At 72.4% G+C, this 23,684-nt stretch carries 1 protein-coding gene; it reads right to left on the reverse strand.

Going from position 1 to position 23,684, the window contains the following annotated elements; all coding sequences use genetic code 11:
* Positions 1-35 precede the first annotated feature (35 nt).
* Positions 36-23,276, reverse strand: a complete 23,241-nt coding sequence (locus GTY58_RS02295; RefSeq protein ID WP_010981856.1) for a type I polyketide synthase — start codon at positions 23,274-23,276, stop codon at positions 36-38.
* Positions 23,277-23,684 lie beyond the last annotated feature (408 nt).

Genomic DNA, 23,684 nt, shown 5'->3' on the forward strand with positions numbered 1-23,684 from the left:
ATTCGGCAAGAGGTCACCGGGACGCGCCGGAGCGGTCAGGAAATCCCGAATTCCTTGCCGAGCAGATCGAATACTTCGTCGTCCGTGGCCGATTCCAGATCGCTGCCGCCCGTACCAGGGCCTTCCTGGGCCGGCGCCTTGCCGAATTCACCGGCAATCGCCAACAAACCCTGGAGCTTTGACAGGATCCGGTCGCGAGCTTCACTCGCTGCCAACGTCGTGACCAATTCTTGTTCGACCCTGTCCAGATCGGCAAGTAGGGAATCCACTAGGGCCGGTTCGGCCGCCCCCGCCGCCGCCATGAACACATGACGGGCCAGGAGAGCGGGTGTCGGATGGTCGAAGACCAGCGTCGCGGGGAGCCGCAGCCCGGTGGCCTTGTTCAGCCGGTTGCGCAGTTCGACGGCCGTAAGGGAGTCGAAGCCCAGGTCCTGGAAGGCGTGTTCCGGCCGGACCGTACGATCCGACGCGTGCCCCAGGCCCGCGGCCACCTCGGCCCGGACCAGGTCCAGCACGGTCTTCTCCCGCTCGGCCTCAGGCATCTCCTCCAGGCGCTCGGCCAGCGAGGACGCGGAGGGAGCGGCGGCGGCCCGCGCGGTCCTCCGGGCGGCCGCGGCCGGCACGAGGGCGCGCAGCACCGGCGGTGCCTCACCGGCACGCAGCGCGCCGGTGTCGATGCGGACCGGGGCGAGTACCGCCTCGTCCGAAGCCAGTGCCGCGTCGAACAGCCGCAGCCCCTCCTCGGGCGGCAGCGGCAGCACGCCGCTGCGCGCCATCCGCGCCCGGTCGGCCTCGACGAGGCCGTCCGTCATCGCACCGGACTGTTCCCACACACCCCATGCCAGCGATATCGCGGGCAGCCCCTCACGGCGCCGGTGCGCCGAGAAGGCGTCAAGGAAGGAATTCGCCGCGGCGTAGCTCGCCTGACCGGCGCTGCCGACCATGCCGGCGACGGACGAGAACACCACAAAGGCGGCCAGGCCCATGTCCCGGGTGCACTCGTGCAGGTTCAGCACGGCGTCCACCTTGGGGCGGAAGACCTCCCTCATCCTCTCCGGTGTGAGCGAGGCGACGATCCCGTCGCCGAGAACACCCGCGGTGTGCACGACGGCCGACAGCGATTGCTCCCCGAGCCCGTTCAGCATTCCGGAGACGGCCTCCCTGTCCGCGACGTCGCAGGCCGCCCAGCGCACCTCGGCGCCCCACGCGGCCAGTTCGGCCTCCAGCTCGACCGCGCCAGGGGCCTCCGCGCCGCGCCGGCTGAGCAGCAGCAGGCTGCGTACGCCGTGCTCGGCGACCAGGTGCCGGGCGACGAGCCCGCCCAGCGCACCGGACGCACCGGTCAGCAGGACGGGGCCGACGCCGAAGTCCGGCGTGCCGGTGGCGGTCCCCGTGGCGCTCCGGGTGGCCTTCACCAGGCGCGGTACGAACACCTCCCCGTCGCGGACCGCGAACTGCGGCTCACCGGAAGCGAGCGCGGCAGGCAGCACACGGACCGCCTCATCGGTCTCCTCGGCCTCCACCAGCACGATCCGGTCCGGGTTCTCCGACTGAGCAGACCGCACGAGCCCCCACACCGCAGCATGAGCCAGATCGCCCGGACGCGTCACCAACGCCAGACGCCCCGCACGCTCCTCCGCCAACCACCACTGCACCAGCGCCAGAACCTCACTCGTGGTGCTGTGCACGCGGTCGGCGGTCTCCCTACCGGAACCCGCCGGGCACGGAACGACAGTGACCACCGCGACATCGGGAAGGGCCGGCTCGGTCGACAGCGCGGCCAGGTCCGCGTAGCTCCGTACGTCGAGGCCGGCGGCGGCGTCAGTCTCCGTGAGGACCGCGGGCTGCCATGCGAGGCCGAACAGCGAGTCGTCGGCACGCCTGCCGGAGCCGCCCGCCGCGAGCAGTTGCTCGCGCGACACCGGCCGCAGCGACAGTGAGCCGACCGTGGCCACCAGACCACCCGAGGCGTCGGCCACGGTCAGCGACACCGCGTCCGTACCCGTGCGAGAGAGCTTGACCCGCAGCGCCGTCGCCCCCGCGGCCCGCACACCCACTTCGGACCAGGCGAAGGGCAGCAGCGGCCCGTCGAGGACGGGGACGAGCCCGCCCGCGCCGACTGCGTGGAGCGCCGCGTCCAGCAGCGCCGGATGCACGGCGAACGCGCCCGCCTCCGTGCCCTCGGGGAGGGCGACCTCCGCGAGGACGTCGTCCCCGCTGCGCCACACCGACCGCAGGCCGCGGAAGACCGGGCCGTAGCCCAGGCCGAGTCCGTCCAGGCCCTCGTAGAACCCGGTCAGGTCGACGGCCTCCGCACCCGCCGGCGGCCACGCGCCGAGGTCCGCGCCGTGCGGCGGCTCGGGCAGCGCGTCCGTCAGGCGGCCGACCGCGTGCCGCACCCACGGCGCGTCGTCCGGGGCGTCCTCACGTCGCGAGTGCACGCTCAGCGCGCACCTGCCCGGCTCCTCCTCGGCCTCGACCCACACCTGCACGGCCACACCACCGCGCTCCGGGACGATCAGCGGTGCTTCCAGCGTCAGGTCCTCGACCTGTGCACAACCGGCCTCCTCGCCCGCGCGCACCGCCAGTTCCACGAGCGCGGTACCCGGCAGCAGCACGCTGTCCATGACCGTGTGGTCGGCGAGCCAGGGATGCGTCCTGAGTGAGAGCCGCCCTGTGACCAGGAACCCGCCGGCGCCGGGGAGCGCGACCGCCGCACCGGCCAACGGGTGCTCCGCCGCCCCCAGTCCGAGCCCGGTGGCAGCCGCTGTGCCGGTGTACTCCTCGGGCGCTTCCAGCCAGAGGCGCTCGTACTGGAAGGGGTAGGTCGGCAGGTCGACGCGCCGGGCGCCCGGAAAGAGCGCCCGCCAGTCGGGGGAGACGCCATGGGCGTGCAGCTCGGCGAGCGCGGTGACGACGGCCTGCGGCTCGGGGCGGTCGGTCCGTACGGCGGGGACGGTGACGATGTCGCCGTCGAGGCAGCCCTGGGCGAGGGCGCTGAGGACGCCGCCGGGGCCGATCTCGACGAACGTGGTCACGCCCAGCTCGTGCAGGGTGTGCAGGCCGTCGGCGAAGCGGACCGCCTCGCGGACGTGCCGGACCCAGTACTCGGGGGTGTACGGCTCGGCCAGCCGGCCGGTGAGGTTCGACACGACGGGAAGCCGCGGCTCGTTGAAGGACAGACCGCTGACGGCCTCGGCGAACTCCTCCAGCATCGGATCCATCAGCGGCGAGTGGAAGGCGTGACTGACCTTCAACCGGGACGTCTTACGGCCCCGCTCCCGGAAGGCCTCGCCGATGGCGACGACCACGTCCTCGGCACCGGAGACCACGACGGACTGCGGGCCGTTGACCGCCGCGATACCGACGCCGTCGGTGAGATGTGGCAGCACCTCGTCCTCGGTCGCCTGGACGGCGACCATCGCCCCGTCGGCGGGCAGGGCCTGCATCAGTGCGGCACGCGCCGACACCAGCTTCGCCGCGTCCTCGAGCGACAGCACCCCCGCCACGTGCGCGGCCGCGATCTCACCGACCGAGTGACCGGCCACGTAGTCCGGCCGGATGCCCCACGATTCGAGAAGCCGGAACAGGGCGACCTCGACGGCGAAGAGCGCGGGCTGCGTCGTACCCGTCTGGTTGAGCTCCTCGGAGTCGACGTCGACGGGCGCGTCCACAAGCGCGCACACCTCGTCGTACGCCGCAGCGAACACCGGGAAAGCATCGTAGAGTTCGCGCCCCATGCCGATCCTCTGCGAGCCCTGACCCGAGAACAAGAACCCTGACTTGCCGCCGGCGCCCGGTTCACCCAGGACGACCCGCGTGGACGGGGACCCCGCGGCCAGCGCGCGGAGCCCTTCCAGGAGTTCGTCCCGGCTCTCCCCCACCACGGCGGCCCGATGCTCCATGGCCGAGCGTGTGGTGGCGAGCGAGAAGCCGATGTCGGCCGGCGGCAGGTCCATCTCCGGGACCAGGGACAGCAGGCGCTCCGCCTGTGCCCGCAGCGCCGCCTCCGTCCTGCCCGACAGCACCCACGGCACGGCCTTGCCGGAGTCGGGCACGGGCGGCAGCTCCGCGGTGTCGGGAGCCTGTTCGACGATCACGTGGGCGTTGGTGCCGCTGATGCCGAAGGATGACACGGCGGCCCGGCGCGGGTGATCGGTCTCCGGCCACTCCATGGCCTCGGTCAGCAGCCGGACATCACCGGCCGACCAGTCCACGTGCGGCGTCGGCTCGTCGACGTGCAGGGTCCGCGGCAGCGCACCGTGCCGCATCGCCATGACCATCTTGATCACACCACCGACACCGGCCGCGGCCTGGGCGTGGCCGATGTTCGACTTCAGGGAGCCCAGCCACAACGGCCGGTCCCCAGGCCGCTCCTGACCATATGTAGCGATCAGCGCCTGCGCCTCGATCGGGTCACCCAGCTTCGTCCCCGTACCGTGCGCCTCCACCGCGTCGACCTGCTCCGAGGACACACCGGCGTTGGCCAGCGCCTGCCGGATCACCCGCTGCTGCGAGGGCCCGTTCGGGGCCGTCAGACCGTTCGACGCGCCGTCCTGGTTCACCGCCGTGCCGCGGACCACCGCCAGCACCGTGTGCCCGTTGCGCCGGGCGTCGGACAGCCGCTCCACCAGCAGCATGCCCGCGCCCTCGGCCCAACCCGTACCATCCGCGCCGGCCGCGAACGCCTTGCACCGGCCGTCCGCCGACAAGCCGCGCTGACGGCTGAACTCCACGAACGTCGAGGGAGTCGCCATGACGGTGACACCGCCGACCAGCGCCATCGAGCACTCGCCACTGCGCAGCGCCTGGGTCGCCAGGTGCAGCGCCACCAGCGACGACGAGCACGCCGTGTCGACCGTGACCGCCGGGCCCTCGAGCCCGAACGTGTACGAGACCCGGCCGGAGGCGATGCTGCCCGCGCTGCCACTGCCCAGGTAGGCGTCCATGCCCTCCGGAGCCGTTTTCACGCGCCCGCCGTAGTCGTGGTACATCACGCCGGCGAAGACACCGGTCCTGCTGCCCCGCACCGTCGCCGGGTCGATCCCGGCCCGCTCGAACGCCTCCCACGACGTCTCCAACAGCAACCGCTGCTGCGGGTCCATCGCCAACGCCTCACGCGGCGAGATCCCGAAGAAGGCCGGGTCGAACTCGGCAGCCTCGTGGAGGAAGCCGCCGTGGCGCACGTAGGACTTGCCGGAGCGGTCGGGGTCCGGGTCGTAGAGGTTCTCGACGTCCCAGCCGCGGTCCTCGGGGAAGCCCGAGATCGCGTCGCCGCCGGATGCGACGAGGCGCCACAGGTCTTCGGGTGACCGCACGTCACCGGGGAACCGGCAGGCCATGCCCACGATCGCGATCGCCTCGTCCGTCCCGGTCACCGCGGCGATCGCGGCCTCGGCCTGCTCCTGGACGCCCAGCGTCTCGGCCAGCAGGAAGCGGGAGAGCGCGACAGGCGTGGGATGGTCGAAGACCATGGTCACGGGGAGCCGCAGCCCGGTCGCCGCGTTCAGCCGGTTGCGGAGTTCCACCGAGGTGAGCGAGTCGAAACCGGCGTCCTGGAACGCGTGTTCCGGCTGGACGGCCTGGGCCGAGGCGTGGCCGAGTACGGCGGCGACCTCGGCGCGCACCAGGTCCAGCACCACCTGCTCGCGCTCGGCCTGCGGCAGCCCGGCCAGCCGCTGACCCAGCGATCCCTTCGGCGCGGTCTGCGCCATGCGTCGCGCGGTGCCCCGTACGGTACCGCGCAGCCCTCGCAGGACCGGCGGCACCGTGCCCTGCAGCCCGCCCAGGTCCAGCCGCAGCGGGGCGACGACGGCCCGATCCAGGGCCAGTGCCGCGTCGAACAGCCGCAGTCCTTCGTCGACGGCTATCGGGGCCAGGCCCACCCGCTTGAGCCGGGCGAGGTCCGCCTGGTCGAGCCGGTCGGCCATGCCGCTGCCCTGCTCCCACAGGCCCCACGCCAGCGACGTGGCGGGGAGCCCCCGGGCGCGCCGGGCTTCGGCGAAGGCGTCGAGGAAGGCGTTCGCCGCCGCGTAATTGCCCTGTCCCGCGCTGCCCAGGATTCCGGACACCGAGGAGAAGACGACGAACGCCGACAGGTCGCTCGTCAGTTCATGGAGGTTGAGCACGGCGTCCGTCTTCGGGCGCAGCACCTTCTCCATGCGCTCCGGGGTGAGCGCGGCGATCACGCCGTCGTCGAGGACGCCGGCCGCGTGCACCACGGCCGTCACCGGCGTGCCGGCCAGCACCTCGGCGAGAGCGTCCCGGTCGGCCGCGTCGCAAGCCGCCCAGCGCACCTCGGCGCCCCACGCGGCCAGTTCGGCCTCCAGCTCGACCGCGCCAGGGGCCTCCGCGCCGCGCCGGCTGAGCAGCAGCAGGCTGCGTACGCCGTGCTCGGCGACCAGGTGCCGGGCGACGAGCCCGCCCAGCGCACCGGACGCACCGGTCAGCAGGACGGGGCCGACGCCGAAGTCCGGCGTGCCGGTGGCGGTCCCCGTGGCGCTCCGGGTGGCCTTCACCAGGCGCGGTACGAACACCTCCCCGTCGCGGACCGCGAACTGCGGCTCACCGGAAGCGAGCGCGGCAGGCAGCACACGGACCGCCTCATCGGTCTCCTCGGCCTCCACCAGCACGATCCGGTCCGGGTTCTCCGACTGAGCAGACCGCACGAGCCCCCACACCGCAGCATGAGCCAGATCGCCCGGACGCGTCACCAACGCCAGACGCCCCGCACGCTCCTCCGCCAACCACCACTGCACCAGCGCCAGAACCTCACTCGTGGTGCTGTGCACGCGGTCGGCGGTCTCCCTACCGGAACCCGCCGGGCACGGAACGACCACGACGTCCGGTGTCCCTTCCGACTCCCGCAGTGCGTCGAAGTCCGCGACGGTCTCGATCATCAGCGCGTCGGTGGCGGAGGGCAGAGTGAACCGCGTCCACTCCAGCCCGAACAGCTGATCGCCGCCAACAGCACCGGGCAATTGCTCCGCCGAAGCGGCCCGCAACGACAGCGACTCGACCGAGGCCACCGGGTCACCGGCGCCATCGGCCACGGCCAGCGTCACCGAACCGGTGGCCGTCCGCGACAGCTTCACCCGCACCATCGCCGCACCGGCCGCCTGCACGACGACGCCGGACCACGCGAACGGCAGGGCCGGGCTGTCGTCCAGCGACACCAGCCCACCGGCGGCCAGTGCGTGCAGGGCGGCGTCCAGCAGCGCCGGGTGCAGGGCGAACGCCGCCGCCTCGGCAGCCGACTCGTCCGGCAGCTCGACCTCGGCGAAGACGTCGTCCCCGTCGCGCCACACCGAGCGCAGGCCCTGGAAGACCGGACCGTAGTCCAGGCCCGCAGCAGCCATGCCTTCGTAGAACGCCGTCAGGTCGACGGCCTCCGCACCCGCCGGTGGCCACGCGCCGAGCTTCGCGGCGGACGGTGCCTCTGCCGAGGACAGCACACCCGTCGCGTGCCGCAGCCACGAACGGTCGTCGACGCGCGAGTGCACGCTCAGCTGCCGCCGGCCTGACTCGTCCTCCGGGCCGACAGCCACCTGAAGGGTGACGCCACCGCGCTCGGGCACGACCAGGGGAAGCTCAAGGGTGAGGTCTTCGATCCATCCGCATCCCGTCTCGTCGCCCGCCCGGATCGCCAGCTCGACGAACGCGGTGCCGGGCAGCAGAACAATCCCGTTCACGGCGTGGTCGGCAAGCCAAGGGTGGGTTCCGAGGGAGAGCAGCCCAGTGAGCACGGCCCCGTCGCTGTCGGCCGTCGCAATCGCGGCACCGAGCAGCGGATGGTCCGCAGCCCCCAGACCGGCGGCCCGGACGTCACCGGACGCCTGAGGCGCATCGAGCCAGTAGCGCTCGCGCTGGAAGGCGTACGTGGGCAGGTCGACGCGGCGGGCGCCCGGGAAGAGCGCCTGCCATTCGGGCGAGATGCCGTGGGTGTGCAGTTGCCCCACGGCGGTGACGAGGGCGTACGGCTCGGGGCGGTCGGCGCGCAGGGCGGGAACGGTGACGATGTGTGTGCCGTCGTCGAGGCAGCCCTGTACGAGGGCGCTGAGGACACCACCCGGGCCGATCTCGACGAACATGGTCACGCCCAGCTCGTGCAGGGTGTGCAGGCCGTCGGCGAAGCGGACCGCCTCGCGGACGTGCCGGACCCAGTACTCGGGGATGTACACCTCGGCCAACCGGCCGGTGAGATTCGAGACCACCGGGATCCGCGGCTCACTGAACGTCAGACCGCGGACGACCTCGGCGAACTCCTCCAGCATCGGGTCCATCAGCGGCGAGTGGAAGGCGTGACTGACCTTCAACCGGGACGTCTTGCGGCCCTGCTGCGCGAAGACCTCGGCGATGTCGAGAACGGCATCCTCGGAGCCAGAAAGCACGACGGACCGAGGCCCGTTGATCGCCGCGAGGCCGACGCCGTGGGTGAGGTGCGGCAGCACTTCCGCCTCGGTGGCCTGGATCGCGACCATCGCACCACCCGCGGGCAGGGCCTGCATCAGCGCGGCACGCGCCGACACCAGCTTCGCCGCGTCCTCGAGCGACAGCACCCCGGCCACGTGCGCGGCCGCGATCTCACCGACCGAGTGACCGGCCACGTAGTCCGGCCGGATGCCCCACGATTCGAGAAGCCGGAACAGGGCGACCTCGACAGCGAACAACGCCGGCTGCGTCGAACCCGTCTGATGAAGAGTTTCCGCATCAACGTCGACCGTGGCGTCCAAAAGCGCGCACACCTCGTCGTACGCCGCAGCGAAGACGGGGTACGCCGCGTACAGCTCACGCCCCATGCCGATCCGCTGCGAACCCTGACCCGAGAACAAGAACCCGACCCTGCCCCCGACGGCACCGCCCACCGGAGCAGCGCCGGAAACAATCCCCTCCAGCCCCTGGCGGAACTCCCCAAGCTCCTCCCCCACGACCGCCGCACGGCACTCCAGCACCGCACGCGACGTCGCCAGCGAGTACGCCACGTCCTCCGGCCGAACCCCGGCACCCCCGACGCCCTCAGCGTCCAGGAAGGACAACAACCGGCCCGCCTGCTCCCGCAGCGCCGCATCGCTCTTCGCCGACAGCACCCACGGGACCGGTCCTGCAACGGCCGTCCCACGGGCGGTCACTTCGCTCGTCGCGGCCTGCTCGACGATGACGTGCGCGTTGGTGCCGCTCACACCGAAGGAGGACACCGCGGCCCGGCGCGGCCCGTCGCTCGCAGGCCACTCCACGGCCTCGGTCAGCAGCTGCACCGCGCCCGCCGACCAGTCCACGTGCGGGGTCGGCTCGTCCACATGCAGGGTCTGCGGCAGCACGCCGTGCTGCATCGCCATGACCATCTTGATCACACCACCGACACCCGCAGCCGCCTGCGAATGCCCGATGTTCGACTTCAGCGAACCCAGCCACAACGGCCGGTCCTCCGACCGCTCCTGCCCGTACGTGGCGATCAGCGCCTGCGCCTCGATCGGATCACCCAGCCTCGTACCCGTACCGTGCGCCTCCACCGCATCGACCTCATCCGAAGACAGGCCCGCGTTCGCCAGCGCCTGCCGGATCACCCGCTGCTGCGAGGGCCCGTTCGGAGCCGTCAAACCGTTCGACGCACCGTCCTGGTTCACCGCCGTACCGCGGACCACCGCCAGCACTTTGTGCCCGTTCCGACGAGCGTCGGACAACCGCTCCACCAACAGCATGCCCACGCCCTCGGCCCAGCCCGTACCGTCCGCCCCGGCGCCGAACGCCTTGCACCGGCCGTCCGCCGACAGGCCGCGCTGACGGCTGAACTCCACGAACACGGACGGGCCTGCCATCACCGTGACGCCGCCGACGAGGGCCATCGAGCACTCGCCGCTCCGCAGCGCCTGCGCAGCGAGGTGGAGGGCTACGAGCGAGGACGAGCACGCCGTGTCGACGGTGACCGCCGGCCCCTCGAGCCCGAACGTGTACGAGACCCGGCCGGAGGCGATGCTGCCCGCACTGCCGTTTACGAGGTAGCCCTCCAGCCCTGGGGGCGAGGTGTGCACCCGCCCGCCGTAGTCGTGGTACATCACGCCGGCGAAGACACCGGTCCTGCTGCCCCGCACCGTCGCCGGGTCGATCCCGGCCCGCTCGAACGCCTCCCACGACGTCTCCAGCAGCAACCGCTGCTGCGGGTCCATCGCCAGCGCCTCACGCGGCGAGATCCCGAAGAACTCGGCGTCGAAGTCCGCCGCGTCGTGCAGGAAGCCGCCCTCTCGGGTGTAGCTGGTGCCCCACTGGTCGGGATTCGGGTCGTAGAGCTGCTCCACGTCCCAGCCGCGGCCCTCGGGGAAGCCCGACACGGCGTCGCGGCCGGAGAACACCAGCTGCCACAGGTCTTCGGGTGACTGCACGCCACCGGGGTAGCGGCAGGCCATGCCCACGATCGCGATGGGCTCGTCCGCCGTTCCGGTGGCCGTGGAGAGGGTCGTCGGCACGGCTGTCGCCGCCTCGCCGCCTGCGGCTTCGCCGGTGAGGAAGTGGGCGAGGGTAAGCGGGTTCGGGTAGTCGAAGATCAGGGTGGCGGGCAGGCGCATGCCGACGGCCGAGTTGAGCCGGTTGCGCAGTTCGACGGCGGTCAGCGAGTCGAACCCGATGTCCTTGAACGAGTCGTCCGCGCCGACCGACTGTGCTCCGGCGTGCCCGAGCACGGCGGCGACCTCGGTACGCACCAGGTCCAGCACCACCTGCTCGCGCTCGGCCTCCGCCAGCCCGGCCAGCCGCTGACCCAGCGATCCCTTCGGCGCGGTCTGCGCCGTACGTCGCGCGGTGCCCCGTACGGTACCGCGGAGCCCTCGCAGGACCGGCGGCACCGTGCCCTGCAGCCCGCCCAGGTCCAGCCGCAGCGGGGCGACGACGGCCCGATCCAGGGCCAGTGCCGCGTCGAACAGCCGCAGGCCGTCCGACGACGGGATCGCGGCGAGGCCCATGCGCTGGATGCGGGTGAGATCGGTGTGGTCGAGGCTGCCGGTCATGGCGCTCTCGCTGTCCTGCGCCCACAGGCCCCAGGCCAGCGACGTGGCCCGCTGGCCCGCGGCACGGCGGTGCTCGGCGAGGGCGTCGAGGAAGGTGTTGGCAGCGGCGTAGTTCGCCTGGCCCGGCGTGCCGAGAGTGCCCGCCACCGAGGAGAACAGCACGAACGCGGACAGGTCGCCGGACAGCTCGCCCGCCAGGTCGTGCAGGTTCAGCGCCGCGTCCACCTTCGGGCGGAACACGGCGTCCAGCCGCTCGGGGGTCAGCGAGCCGATGATTCCGTCGTCCAGTACGCCGGCGGTGTGGATGATCGCGGACAGGCTCTGCCCGGGCCCGGCCAGGAGTGCACGGACGGCGGCGCGGTCGGCCACATCACACGCGGCCCAGGTGACGTCGGCGCCCTGCGCGGTCAAGTCGGCGGTGAGCTCGGCCGCGCCGGGTGCGTCGCCGCCGCGGCGGCTGACGAGCAGCAGACTACGGACGCCGTGTTCGGCGACCAGATGCCGGGCGAACAACCCGCCCAGGCCGCCCGACGCACCGGTCAGCAGGACGGTGCCGGAGCCGAGGCCGGGAAGTTCCGGCTCCGCGTCCGGCACGGCGACTCGAACCAGCCTGGGCACCCGGACCTCGTCGTCCGCGTGCACCGCGGCCTGCGGCTCACCCGACGCGATCAGGCCGGGCAGCACCCGGGCAAGATCGGCGTCATCAACACCGCTGCCGGCCCCGGCATGGGCATCGCTGGAGGTCTCGACCAGCACGATGCGGTCGGGGTTCTCGGTCTGCGCCGAGCGCACCAGTCCGCAGACCGCCGACTGGGCGAGGTCTCCCCCACGCGTCACCAGCACCAGGCGCCCCGGGCGTTCCTCGGCCAGCCACCACTGCACCAACTCCAGCACGGCATGGGTGACCTCACGGACCCGGGTGGCCAGGTCCGCGCCGGTCCCGGTCGGGCAGGGCACGACCACGGCATCGGCGGCGGCTGCGGCATCGGCTTCGGTGTCCGCCGGCGGGTCAGTGGCCCGAAGAGCGGCGAGATCCTCGTACGTCTCGATCCTCATGCCGTCCGGCGCGGACGGCAGGCTGACCGGCGTCCACTTTAGGCCGAAGACCGCGTCGTCGCTGCCGGAACCGGCGCGCAACTGGTCGGCGGGCACCGGGCGCAGCGTCAACGAGTCGACCTCCGCGACCGGCCCACCGGTGCCATCGGCCAGCACCAGCGACACCGTAGAGGTGCCGGTACCGGCGCGCGATACCTTCACCCGCAGGTCGGAGGCTCCGGCAGCCGCCAGGCGCACGCCGCTCCAGGCGAACGGCAACAGCCCGTTTCCCGTCCCGGCCTCGGGCTCGACCGCGCCCAGCCAGACGGTGTGCAGGGCGGCGTCGAACAGGGCGGGATGCAGGCCGTACGCGCCCGCGTCCGTCCGCTCCGCGCCGGGCAGCTCCACTTCGGCGAAGAAGTCGTCCCCGCTCCGCCACGCGGCGCGCAGCCCCTGGAAGACGGGGCCGTAGTCGAGCGCCATGCCGGCGAGGCGGTCGTAGAACCCGTCGACGTCGACCGGCTCCGCACCCACGGGCGGCCACGCGGTGAGCGAGCCGTCCACGGGCCCTCCTGTGGCGACGGTCAGCACGCCGGAGGCGTGCCGGACCCATGCCCGCTCGGAGTCGTCCTCGTGGGCGTACGCGTCCCCGTCGTCGATCTGCGAGTGCACGGTCAGCGGCCTGCGGCCCGAGCCGTCGTCGGCGCCGACGTGCACCTGCAAGGCGACGCCGCCGCGCTCGGGCACGAGCAGCGGTGTCTCCAGCGTCAGCTCTTCCAGCAGGTCGCAGCCCACGGCGTCAGCAGCGGTGATCGCCAGCTCGACGAACGCGGTTCCCGGCAGGAGCGCGACCCCACTGACGGCGTGGTCCACCAGCCACGGGTGCGTGTGCTTCGAGAGCCGGCCGGTGAGCAGGTGCCCGACGCTGTCGGCCAGCGGCACGGCGGCGCCGAGGAGCGGGTGGCCGGCCTCGCCCTGCCCCACCGCGCGCATGTCACCGGCGGAGGCGGGGGCGTCGAGCCAGTAGCGCTCGCGCTGGAAGGCGTACGTGGGCAGCTCGACGCGCCGGGCGCCCGGGAAGAAAGCGTGCCAGTCCACTTCGGCGCCGCTGACGTGCAGTTGGGCGTACGCGGTGGTGAGCGCCTGGGGTTCGGGGCGGTCGGCGCGCAGGGCGGGAATGGTGACGATGTCTGTGCCGTCGTCGAGGCAGCCCTGGACGAGGGCACTGAGGACGCCGCCCGGTCCGATCTCCACGAACGTGGTCACACCGAGCTCGTGCAGGGTCAGCACGCCGTCGGCGAAGCGCACCGCCTCACGGACGTGCCGGACCCAGTACTCGGGGGTGTACGACTCAGTCAGCCGGCCGGTGAGGTTCGAGACCACCGGGATCCACGGCTCACTGAACGTCAGACCGCGAACGACCTCCGCGAACTCCTCCAGCATCGGATCCATCAACGGCGAATGGAATGCGTGACTGACCTTCAGCCGAGACGTCTTACGACCCTGAGCAGCGAACACCTCGGCAATCGCCGTGACCGCGTCCTCCGCCCCGGAAATGACCACGGACCGCGGGCCGTTGATCGCCGCGATACCCGCTCTGTCAATCAGGTGCGGCAGCATCTCGTCCTCGGCCGCCTGGACCGCCACCATCACACCACCGGCGGGCAGGGCCTTCATCAGCGCGGCACGCGCCGACACCAGCTTCGCCGCGTCCTCGAGCGACAGCACCCCGGCCACGTGCGCGGCCGCGATCTCACCGACCGAGTGACCGGCCACGTAGTCCGGCCGGATGCCCCACGATTCGAGAAGCCGGAACAGGGCGACCTCGACAGCGAACAACGCCGGCTGCGTCGAACCCGTCTGATGAAGAGTTTCCGCATCGACGTCGACCGTGGCGTCCAAAAGCGCGCACACCTCGTCATACGCCGCAGCGAACACCGGGTACGCCGCGTACAGCTCACGCCCCATCCCCAGCCGCTGCGAACCCTGACCCGAGAACAAGAACCCGACCTTGTCCGCCGAGTGAGCGCGCCCGGCGACGACGTTCGCCGCCGGTTCGCCTGCCGCGAGGGCCTCAAGACCTGCCCGCAGCTCGGCCGGGTCGCTGCCGATGACTGCGGCCCGATGCTCCAGTGCCGACCGCGTCGTGGCCGACGAGAATCCGGCGTCGACGGGCGACACATCGTCGGTCGCGAAGGCCAGCAGACGCTCCGCCTGGGCCCGCAGCGCCACTTCACTCTTTGCTGACAGCACCCACGGCACGGGCACCGGGCGGTGTTCCCGGGCCGGCTCGGCCGCGGCCGCGGCGGGCGCTTCCTCGATGATCGTGTGCGCGTTGGTGCCGCCGATACCGAAGGAGGACACCGCGGCCCGGCGGGGCCCGGTGGTCCCGGGCCATTGCACCGGCTCGGTCAGCAGCCGCACGGCGCCTGCCGACCAGTCGACGTGCGCGGTCGGCTCGTCCACATGGAGCGTCTGCGGCAGCACGCCGTGCCGCATCGCCAGCACCATCTTGATCACACCGGCGACACCCGCGGCGGCCTGCGTGTGACCGATGTTGGACTTGACCGAGCCCAGCCACACCGGCCGGTCGTCGGAGTGTTCCTGGCCGTACGTGGCGAGGAGCGCCTGCGCCTCGATCGGGTCGCCGAGCCGCGTGCCCGTGCCGTGGGCCTCGACGGCGTCCACGTCGGCCGGCGTGAGCCCGGCGGACGCCAGCGCCTGCCGGATCACCCGCTGCTGCGAGGGGCCGTTGGGCGCGGTCAGACCGTTGGACGCACCGTCCTGGTTCACCGCACTGCCGCGGACCAACGCCAGCACCTGGTGCCCGTTCCGACGGGCGTCGGACAACCGTTCCACCAGCAACAGGCCCACGCCCTCGCCCCAGCCCGTGCCGTCGGCACCGGCCGCGAACGCCTTGCACCGGCCGTCCGGCGACAGCCCGCGCTGCCGGCTGAACTCCACGAACAGGTCCGGCGTGGTCATGACGGTGACGCCCCCGACCAGGGCCATCGAGCACTCGCCGCTCCGCAGTGCCTGGGCGGCCAGGTGCAGGGCCACGAGCGAAGACGAGCAGGCCGTGTCGACCGTGACCGCGGGACCCTCGAGGCCGAACGTGTAGGAGATGCGTCCGGAGACGACCGAGGCCGCCTTGCCGGTGAGCGCGTAGCCCTCGATCTCCTCGGGCGCGTTGCGTAGCCCGTTGGCGTAGTCCTGGCCGTTGGTGCCGATGAAGACACCGGTGCGGCTGGCGCGGACGGACGCGAGGGCGATGCCGGCGCGCTCGAAGGCCTCCCACGCGGTCTCCAGCAGCAGCCGTTGCTGCGGGTCCATCGCCAGCGCCTCACGCGGCGAGATCCCGAAGAGACCGGCGTCGAAGCGGTCGGCGCCCTGGATGAAGCCGCCCTCGCGCGAGTACGTCTTGCCGGGCCGGTCGGGGTCGGGGTCGTAGAGCGCGTCGATGTCCCAGCCGCGGTCGGTGGGGAAGCCGGACATCGCGTCCCGGCCGGAGCTCAGCAGCTCCCACAGGTCCTCCGGCGACTGGACGCCGCCGGGGAGGCGGCAGCTCATGCCGACGATCGCGAGGGGCTCGTCGGCCGCAGCGGCGGCCGTCGCCTGCGCGGCGGCCGTCTCCAGCCCGTGCCGGCCGAGGAGTTCCTCGCCCAGGTGACGGGCGAGGGCGGTTGGGGTCGGGTGGTCGAAGACCAGGGTGGTGGGCAGCCTGAGGCCAGTGGCCGTGTTGAGCCTGTGACGCAGTTCGACGGCGGTGAGCGAGTCGAAGCCGGTCTCGCGGAACGTCCGGTCGGCTTCGAAGGCGCCCTTGCCCGTGTGGCCGAGCACCGTGGCGGCCTGCTCGCGGACCAGGTCCAGCAGGATGCGGCCCTGCTCCCCCGGCGTGGCGCCGAGGAGGCGCTGGACCAGCGCGGACACGGGTACTTCGGGGCTCTGCGCGGCCCGGGCGCGTGCTTCGAGGGCCTCGCGGGCCTCGGGCACGCCGAGCAGCAGCGGGCAGGGCCGCGTGCCGACGAAGGCCGGGACGAAGCGCTCCCAGTCCACGTCCGCGACGGTCATGGAGGTCTCGCCGTGGGTCAGCGCACCGTGCAGCACGGAGATCGCGGGAAGGGCCGCGATCGCCCGTACGCCGCGCCGCCGCAGATGGTCACCGGCGGCGCCGTCGGCCATGCCTCCGTCCGCCCAGGATCCCCACGCGACGGCCAGCGCGGGCACGCCCTGCGCCCGGCGGTGCTCGGCGAGGGCGTCGAGGAAGGCGTTCGCGGCACCGTAGGCGCCTTGGCCGCCGTTGCCCCAGACACCGGTCATCGAGGAGAAGAGCACGAAGGCGTCGAGGTCCTGACGGTCCCGGGTGAGCTCATGCAGATGGAGCGCTGCGTCCACCTTGGGGCGCAGCACGTGGTTGAGGCGCTCGGGCGTGAGCGATTCGACCAGGCCGTCGTCGAGTACGCCTGCGGTGTGCACCACGGCGTTCACGATGTACCGGCCGAACAACTCGGCGAGCGCGTCGCGGTCGGCCGCATCGCACGCGACGACGGTGACCTGAGCGCCCAGCTCCTCCAGCTCCGCCTTGAGTTCGGCGGCGCCCGGGGCGTCGGGGCCCCGGCGGCTGGTGAGCACCAGGTGCTCGGCACCCGCACCGGCGAGCCAGCGGGCCACCTGCCCGCCCAGCGCACCCGTACCACCGGTCACGAGCACGGTGCCGCGCGGCGACCAGGGTGCGTCCGCCGGTGCCGCGCTCAGCGGCGCGCGCACGAGGCGGCGGCCGTACACTCCGGAGGCGCGTACGGCGAGTTGGTCCTCGTCGGCCTGGGCCAGCAGGCCGGCCAGTCGTTCCAGCGCGCGGGAGTCCAGCTCGGCGGGCAGGTCGACGAGCCCGCCCCAGCGCTGCGGCTGTTCCAGGGCGACGATCCTGCCCAGGCCCCAGAGCTGGGCGGAGACGGGGTCGGTCAGCAGATCCGCCGTGCCGGTCGACACTGCGCCGCTGGTCAGGCACCACAGCGGGGCCTCGATCCCGGCGTCGCCGAGGGCCTGGACGAGCAGGACGAGCCGCTGGAGGGCGTTCGCCCCCGCTTCTCCCTGTGCTGCGGCGAACAGGATGCCGTCGGCCTGCTCTTGCCCGGCGTCGGCGAAGGCCCGGGCGAGCGCGTCACGGTCGGTGTCCTCGCCCACGGCGAACGGTACGAGCGCGACGCCGAGTTCCGTGAGCCCGGCGCGGATCGCCTCGGTCCACGCGGTCTCCTCGGAGACCACGTAGAGCCAGGTCCCCGACGGAGCGGCCCGGACCATGTCATCGAGCGGCTGCCAGGTGATCCGGTAGCGCCAGCCGTCGGTGGTGGACTGCTCGCGCCGCTTCCGGCGCCAGGCAGACAGCTTGGACGCGACCACGTCCAGTTCGGTGGGCTCCAGTCCCAGGAGCGCACCGAGAGATGCCCGGTCCTCGCTCTCGACGGAGTCCCAGAACTCGGCGTCCATCGCGTCCGGGGCGCCGGCGGTCGCCGCCCGAGGCGCGTCGAGCCAGTAGCGCTCGCGCTGGAAGGCGTACGTGGGCAGGTCGACACGCCGGGCGCCAGGGAACAACACCTGCCAGTCGGGTGAGATGCCGTGGGTGTGCAGCCGCCCGATTGCGGTGACGAGCGCGTACGGCTCGGGGCGGTCGGCGCGCAGGACGGGAACCGTGACGATGTCTGTGCCGTCGTCGAAGCAGCCCTGGGCGAGGGCGCTCAGCACGCCACCGGGGCCGACCTCGACGAACGTGGTCACGCCCAGCTCGCCGAGGGTCTCGATGCCGTCGGCGAAGCGCACCGCCTCGCGGACGTGCCGCACCCAGTACTCGGGCGTGTACACCTCGGCCAACCGGCCGGTGAGATTCGAGACCACCGGGATCCGCGACTCACTGAACGTCAGACCGCGAACAACCGCAGCGAACTCCTCGAGCATCGGATCCATCAACGGCGAGTGGAAGGCGTGACTGACCTTCAGCCGGGACGTCTTACGACCCCGACCGGCGAAGATCTCACCGACTGCGGTGACCGCGTCCTCAGCGCCGGAAACCACAACTGACCGAGGCCCGTTGACCGCCGCAATCCCGACCCCGTCGGTCAGGTGCCGCAGCACCTCGTCCTCCGTCGCCTGGACCGCGACCATCGCCCCGCCGTCGGGCAGCGCCTGCATCAGTGCGGCACGCGCCGACACCAGCTTCGCCGCATCCTCGAGCGACAACACACCCGCCACATGAGCAGCCGCAATCTCACCCACCGAATGACCGGCCACATAGTCCGGCCGGATGCCCCACGATTCGAGAAGCCGGAACAGGGCGACCTCGACGGCGAAGAGCGCGGGCTGCGTCGTACCCGTCTGGTTGAGCTCCTCGGAGTCGACGTCGACGGGCGCGTCCAGAAACGCGCAGACCTCGTCGTACGCCGCAGCGAAGACGGGGTACGCCGCGTACAGCTCACGCCCCATGCCGATCCGCTGCGAACCCTGACCCGAGAACAAGAACCCGACCCTGCCCCCGACGGCACCGCCCACCGGAGCAGCGCCGGAAGCGCCGGAAGCAAGCGCCTCCAGCCCCTGCCGGAGCTCCGCGAGATCCCCGCCCACGACCGCCGCACGGCGCTCCAGCACCGCACGCGACGTCGCCAGCGACAACGCCACGTCCTCCGGCCGAACCCCGGCACCCCCGACGCCCTCGGCGTCCAGGAAGGACAACAACCGGCCCGCCTGCTCCCGCAGCGCCACATCACTCTTCGCCGACACCACCCACGGGACCGGTCCGGCAACGGCCGTCCCGCGGGCGGGCTCTTCGCTCGTCGCGGCCTGCTCGACGATGACGTGGGCGTTGGTACCGCTGATGCCGAAGGACGACACCGCCGCGCGGCGCGGCAGGTCGCGCGCGGGCCACTCCACCGCCTCGGTCAGCAGTCGTACGCCGCTTGCCGACCAGTCCACGTGCGGGGTCGGCTCGTCGACGTGCAGGGTCCGCGGCAGCACACCGTGTCGCATCGCCATGACCATCTTGATCACGCCGGCGACGCCCGCCGCGGCCTGCGTGTGACCGATGTTCGACTTCAGCGAACCCAGCCACAGCGGCCGGTCGCCGTCCCGTCCCTGGCCGTAGGCGGCGATGAGGGCTTCCGCCTCGATCGGGTCGCCGAGCAGCGTGCCCGTACCGTGCGCCTCCACGGCGTCGACGTCCGCGGGCGCGAGTCCGGCGGCTGCCAGCGCCTGGCGGACGACGCGCTGCTGGGAGGGGCCGTTGGGCGCCGTGAGTCCGTTCGACGCGCCGTCCTGGTTGACCGCGCTGCCCCGCACGACGGCCAGCACCTGGTGGCCGTTGCGCCGGGCGTCGCTGAGCCGCTCCACCAGGAGCATGCCGACGCCTTCGGCCCAGCCCGTACCGTCCGCGCCGGCCGCGAACGCCTTGCAGCGGCCGTCCGCCGACAGTCCGCGCTGACGGCTGAACTCCACGAACATGCCAGGCGTGGACATCACGGTGACGCCGCCGGCCAGGGCCATGGTGCACTCGCCGCTCCGCAGCGACTGGACGGCCAGGTGCAGGGCGACCAGAGACGACGAGCAGGCCGTGTCCACCGTGACCGCGGGGCCTTCGAGGCCGAACGAGTAGGCCACGCGCCCCGAGGCGACGCTGGTCGTCGTGCCGGTCAGCAGATAGCCCTCGACGCCGTCGGCCGGCTCGTGCAGCCGGGGGCCGTAGTCCTGTGCCGTCGCGCCGATGAACACGCCCGCCCGGCTCCCGCGCAGCGTGGCCGGGTCGATGCCGGCGCGCTCGAAGGCCTCCCACGCGGTCTCCAGGACCAGCCGCTGCTGCGGGTCGATCGCGGCGGCCTCGCGGGGGCTGATGCCGAAGAAGCCGGCGTCGAACTCGGCCGCCTCGTGCAGGAAGCCGCCGTGCCGCGTCGAGGACTTGCCGGGCGTGCCGGGCTCCGGGTCGTAGAGTGTTTCGACGTCCCAGCCACGGTCCGTCGGGAATCCGGAGATGCCGTCGCCACCGGAGGCGAGCAGCCGCCACAGGTCCTCGGGGGAGCTCACGCCGCCGGGCAGGCGGCAGCTCATGGCCACGATGGCGATGGGCTCGTGGGGGTCGGCCACCGTCGCGGGCGCGGCGGCCGCCGCGTCCCCGCCGCCCAGGGACTGGGCGGCGAGATGGCGGGCGAGCGCGGCAGGGGTCGGGTGGTCGAACAGCAGCCCGCTGGGCAGGCGCAGGCCGGTAGCCTCGCTGAGCTGGTTGCGCAGTTCCACCGAGCTGAGCGAGTCGAAACCGAGGTCCTTGAACGTCCACTCGGTCTCGACCTGGCGGGCTTCGGCGTGGCCGAGAACGGCGGCGATGTGTGCGCGGACCATGTCGAGCACGGCCTCGTCGCGCTCGGACTCGGCCAGTCCGGCCAGCCGCCGACCCAGGGCTCCGACAGGCGCGCTGTCAGTCTCGGCGATGGCGTCCGGCTGCGGAGCCACAGGAGCCCAGCCGGTGGTGGCGACGGGCGACGTCGTGTCGCCGTCCAGCCAGTACCGCTGCCGTTCGAACGCGTAGGTGGGGAGCGCGACCTTGCGGCGTGCGCCTCGCCCGCCGCCGAACAGGGCGTCCCAGTCCGGCTCCACGCCGTGGACGTGCAGCGAGGCGACCGCCGCCAGCAGGGCCTGCGCCTCGGGGCGACGGGTGCGCAGGGCGGGGACGAACAGGGACTCGCTGTCAGCGCCGGCGCGGGCCATGGAGGCGAGCACGCCGCCAGGGCCGAGCTCCAGGTACGTGCGGACGCCCTGCTCGTCGAGGCGGGCGACGCCGTCGGCGAAGCGGACCGCCTCGCGCACGTGGCGGACCCAGTACGCGGCCGTGCACCCTTCGTATCCCGAGGGCTCCTCGGACAGTCGGCCCGTCACGTTGGACACGATCGGGATGCGCGGGGCGTGGAAGGTCAGGCCCTCGGCCACGTTGCGGAACTCCGCCAGCATGGGTTCCATGTGCGGGGAATGGAAGGCGTGGCTGACCCGCAGCCGGCTGGTCTTGCGGCCCAGGGCGGCGAAGGCGTCGGCGATCTCGGTGGCGAGGTCCTCGTCGCCGGAGACGACGACGGAGTCCGGGCCGTTCAGCGCGGCGATGCTCACGCGGTCCGTGCGCTCGCCGATGCGGGCGCGCACCTCGTCCTCCGCGGCCTGGACGGCGATCATGGCGCCGCCGGCGGGCAGCGCCTGCATCAGGCGACCGCGCGCGGCCACGAGGGCGCAGGCGTCGGCGAGCGAGAGGACGCCGGCCACGTGCGCGGCGGCGAGTTCACCGATGGAGTGGCCCATCAGCACGTCGGGGGTGATGTCCCAGCTCTCCAGCAGCCGGAACAAGGCCACCTCGACGGCGAACAGTGAGGTCTGCGTGTAGAGGGTCTGGTCGAGTTCGGCGGCTTCCCCAGTGCCTACGGGTGCGAACATGACCTCGCGCAGCGGCCGCGGCAGCAAGGGGTCGAGGTGTGCGCACACCTCGTCCAGGGCGGAGGCGAACGCCGGGACGGACTCTGCCAGTTCGCGGCCCATGCCGGCCCGCTGGCTGCCCTGGCCCGAGAAGAGGAAGGCGAGCTCGCCGCGCGGGCCCGCGCGGCCAGTGGTCAGTGCGGCGTCAATGCCGCCGGTGGACAGCTCGCGCAGGGCGCGCAGGAAGTCGTCACGAACCTCGCCCACGACGACGGCCCGGTGTTCGAAGGCGGTGCGGCCGGTGGCCAGCGACCAGCCGACGTCGGGCAGGGCGAGACCGAGGGGCGCCTCGGTGTGGGCGAGCAGTGCGGCGGCCTGGGCGCGCAGCCCGGATGCGGTCTTGGCGGACAGCGGCCAAAAGGTCGGAGCCGCGCCCCCGCCCGCCGTCGCACCCTCACCCGCCTCCACAGCCGCGCCCGACGCCAGCACGATGTGGCAGTTGGTGCCGCCCATGCCGAACGAGCTGACGCCGGCGAGCAGCGGGCGGCCGTCCTCGGCGGCCCATTCGCTGTGCTCGGTCTGCACCCTCAGGTTCAGCCGGTCCAGCGGGATCGCCGGGTTCGGCGTCCCGAAGTTGAGGCTGGCGGGCAGTTCACGGTGGTTGAGCGACAGGACCGCCTTCAGCAGGCCGGTGATGCCCGCGGCGCCCTCCAGGTGGCCCACGTTGGTCTTGGCCGAGCCGACCCGCAGAGGGCGGCCGGGCTCACGTCCCGTGCCGAGCACTGCGCCGAGCGCGGCTGCCTCGATGGGGTCGCCGACCTTGGTGCCGGTCCCGTGCAGTTCCACGTAGCCGACATCGGCGGGGTTGACTCCGGCCCGTTCGTAGGCGAGCCGGAGCACCTGTTCCTGCCCGGACTGCAGGGGCACGGTCAACCCGTCGCCGCCACCGTCGTTGTTGACCGCACTGCCGCGGATCACGCAGTAGACAGGGTCGCCGTCCGCGACGGCCCGGGCAAGAGGTTTGAGGACGACGATGCCGCCGCCCTCGCCGCGAACGTAGCCGTTCGCGCGCGCGTCAAAGGTGAAGCAGCGGCCGTCCGGGGACAGGCCGCCGAACTTGGCGGCGCCCAGGGCGCTCTCGGGGACGATGTTCAGGTTCACGCCGCCCGCGAGAGCGATCGTCGATTCGCCCTTGCGGAGACTTTCGCAGGCCAGGTGGACCGAGACCAGAGAAGAGGACTGGCCGGAGTCCACGGTCAGGCTGGGGCCGTTCAGGCCAAGGAAGTACGAGACCCGGTTCGCGATGATGCTGCGGTGCAGGCCGGTGACGGTATGCGGGGAGATGGCCGTGAGTCCGGAGCGGTGGTGCAGCGTCGCGTAGTCGTCCCACATGGCGCCGACGAACACTCCGGTGCGGGTGGAGCGCAGCGTTGCGGCGCGCACGTGCGCGTCCTCCAGTGCTTCCCAGGCCAACTCCAGCACGAGCCGCTGCTGCGGGTCCATGGCGGCGGCCTCCTTGGGGGAGAGCCCGAAGAACCCGGCGTCGAAGTCGCCGATGCTGTCGAGGAAGCCGCCCCGGCGGATGCCGGTCCTGTCGGGTGCGGACGCGTCGGCCACCACCGCCCCGTCCCACCGGTCCGGAGGGACGTCGGTGATCGCGTCCGCGCCCTCGCTGAGCAGCCGCCAGAAGGCGGCCGGGTCGGCGGCCCCCGGCAGTCGGCACGCCAGGCCGATGACAGCTATGCCATCGGCCGAATCTGCCGAAGCCGAACAGTCCCGATTCCCCGTTGCGTTGAGCTCGGACTCGACCATGTTGCGCTCCACCCACCCACACAGAGAACGAAAGGCACCGCACCAACGTCGGCCGCTACACGGGCGATCGGCTCGACCAGGCGGCAACAAGCTGCAGTGTGACCCTGGTTTCGCTCCCGCGGCAGCGCGCCGCCGCTGCAGCAGATCAGGTTTAGGGGAATCCCCAATGGGTGACGTGCACGAGCATTGACAGTCGGGAAAATCTCTAAGGAGAACCCTAGGCGCTAGCTGTGAGAGAAACACGGCATATATAGCCCTGGCCCGATTTCCTCTGATGAAGAGGTCCCACTTTCATGATGCATTTGCAAGCGGCCGAGAATCACTACCGACCTCGCCACCAAGATGATCTCCGCCTGCGAAAATCTCGCCAGAGCCACGTTCACGTGTACGCCGACACCTGCATGAACG

This window comes from Streptomyces sp. SID5469, assembly GCF_009862865.1.
GTDB lineage: Bacteria > Actinomycetota > Actinomycetes > Streptomycetales > Streptomycetaceae > Streptomyces > Streptomyces avermitilis.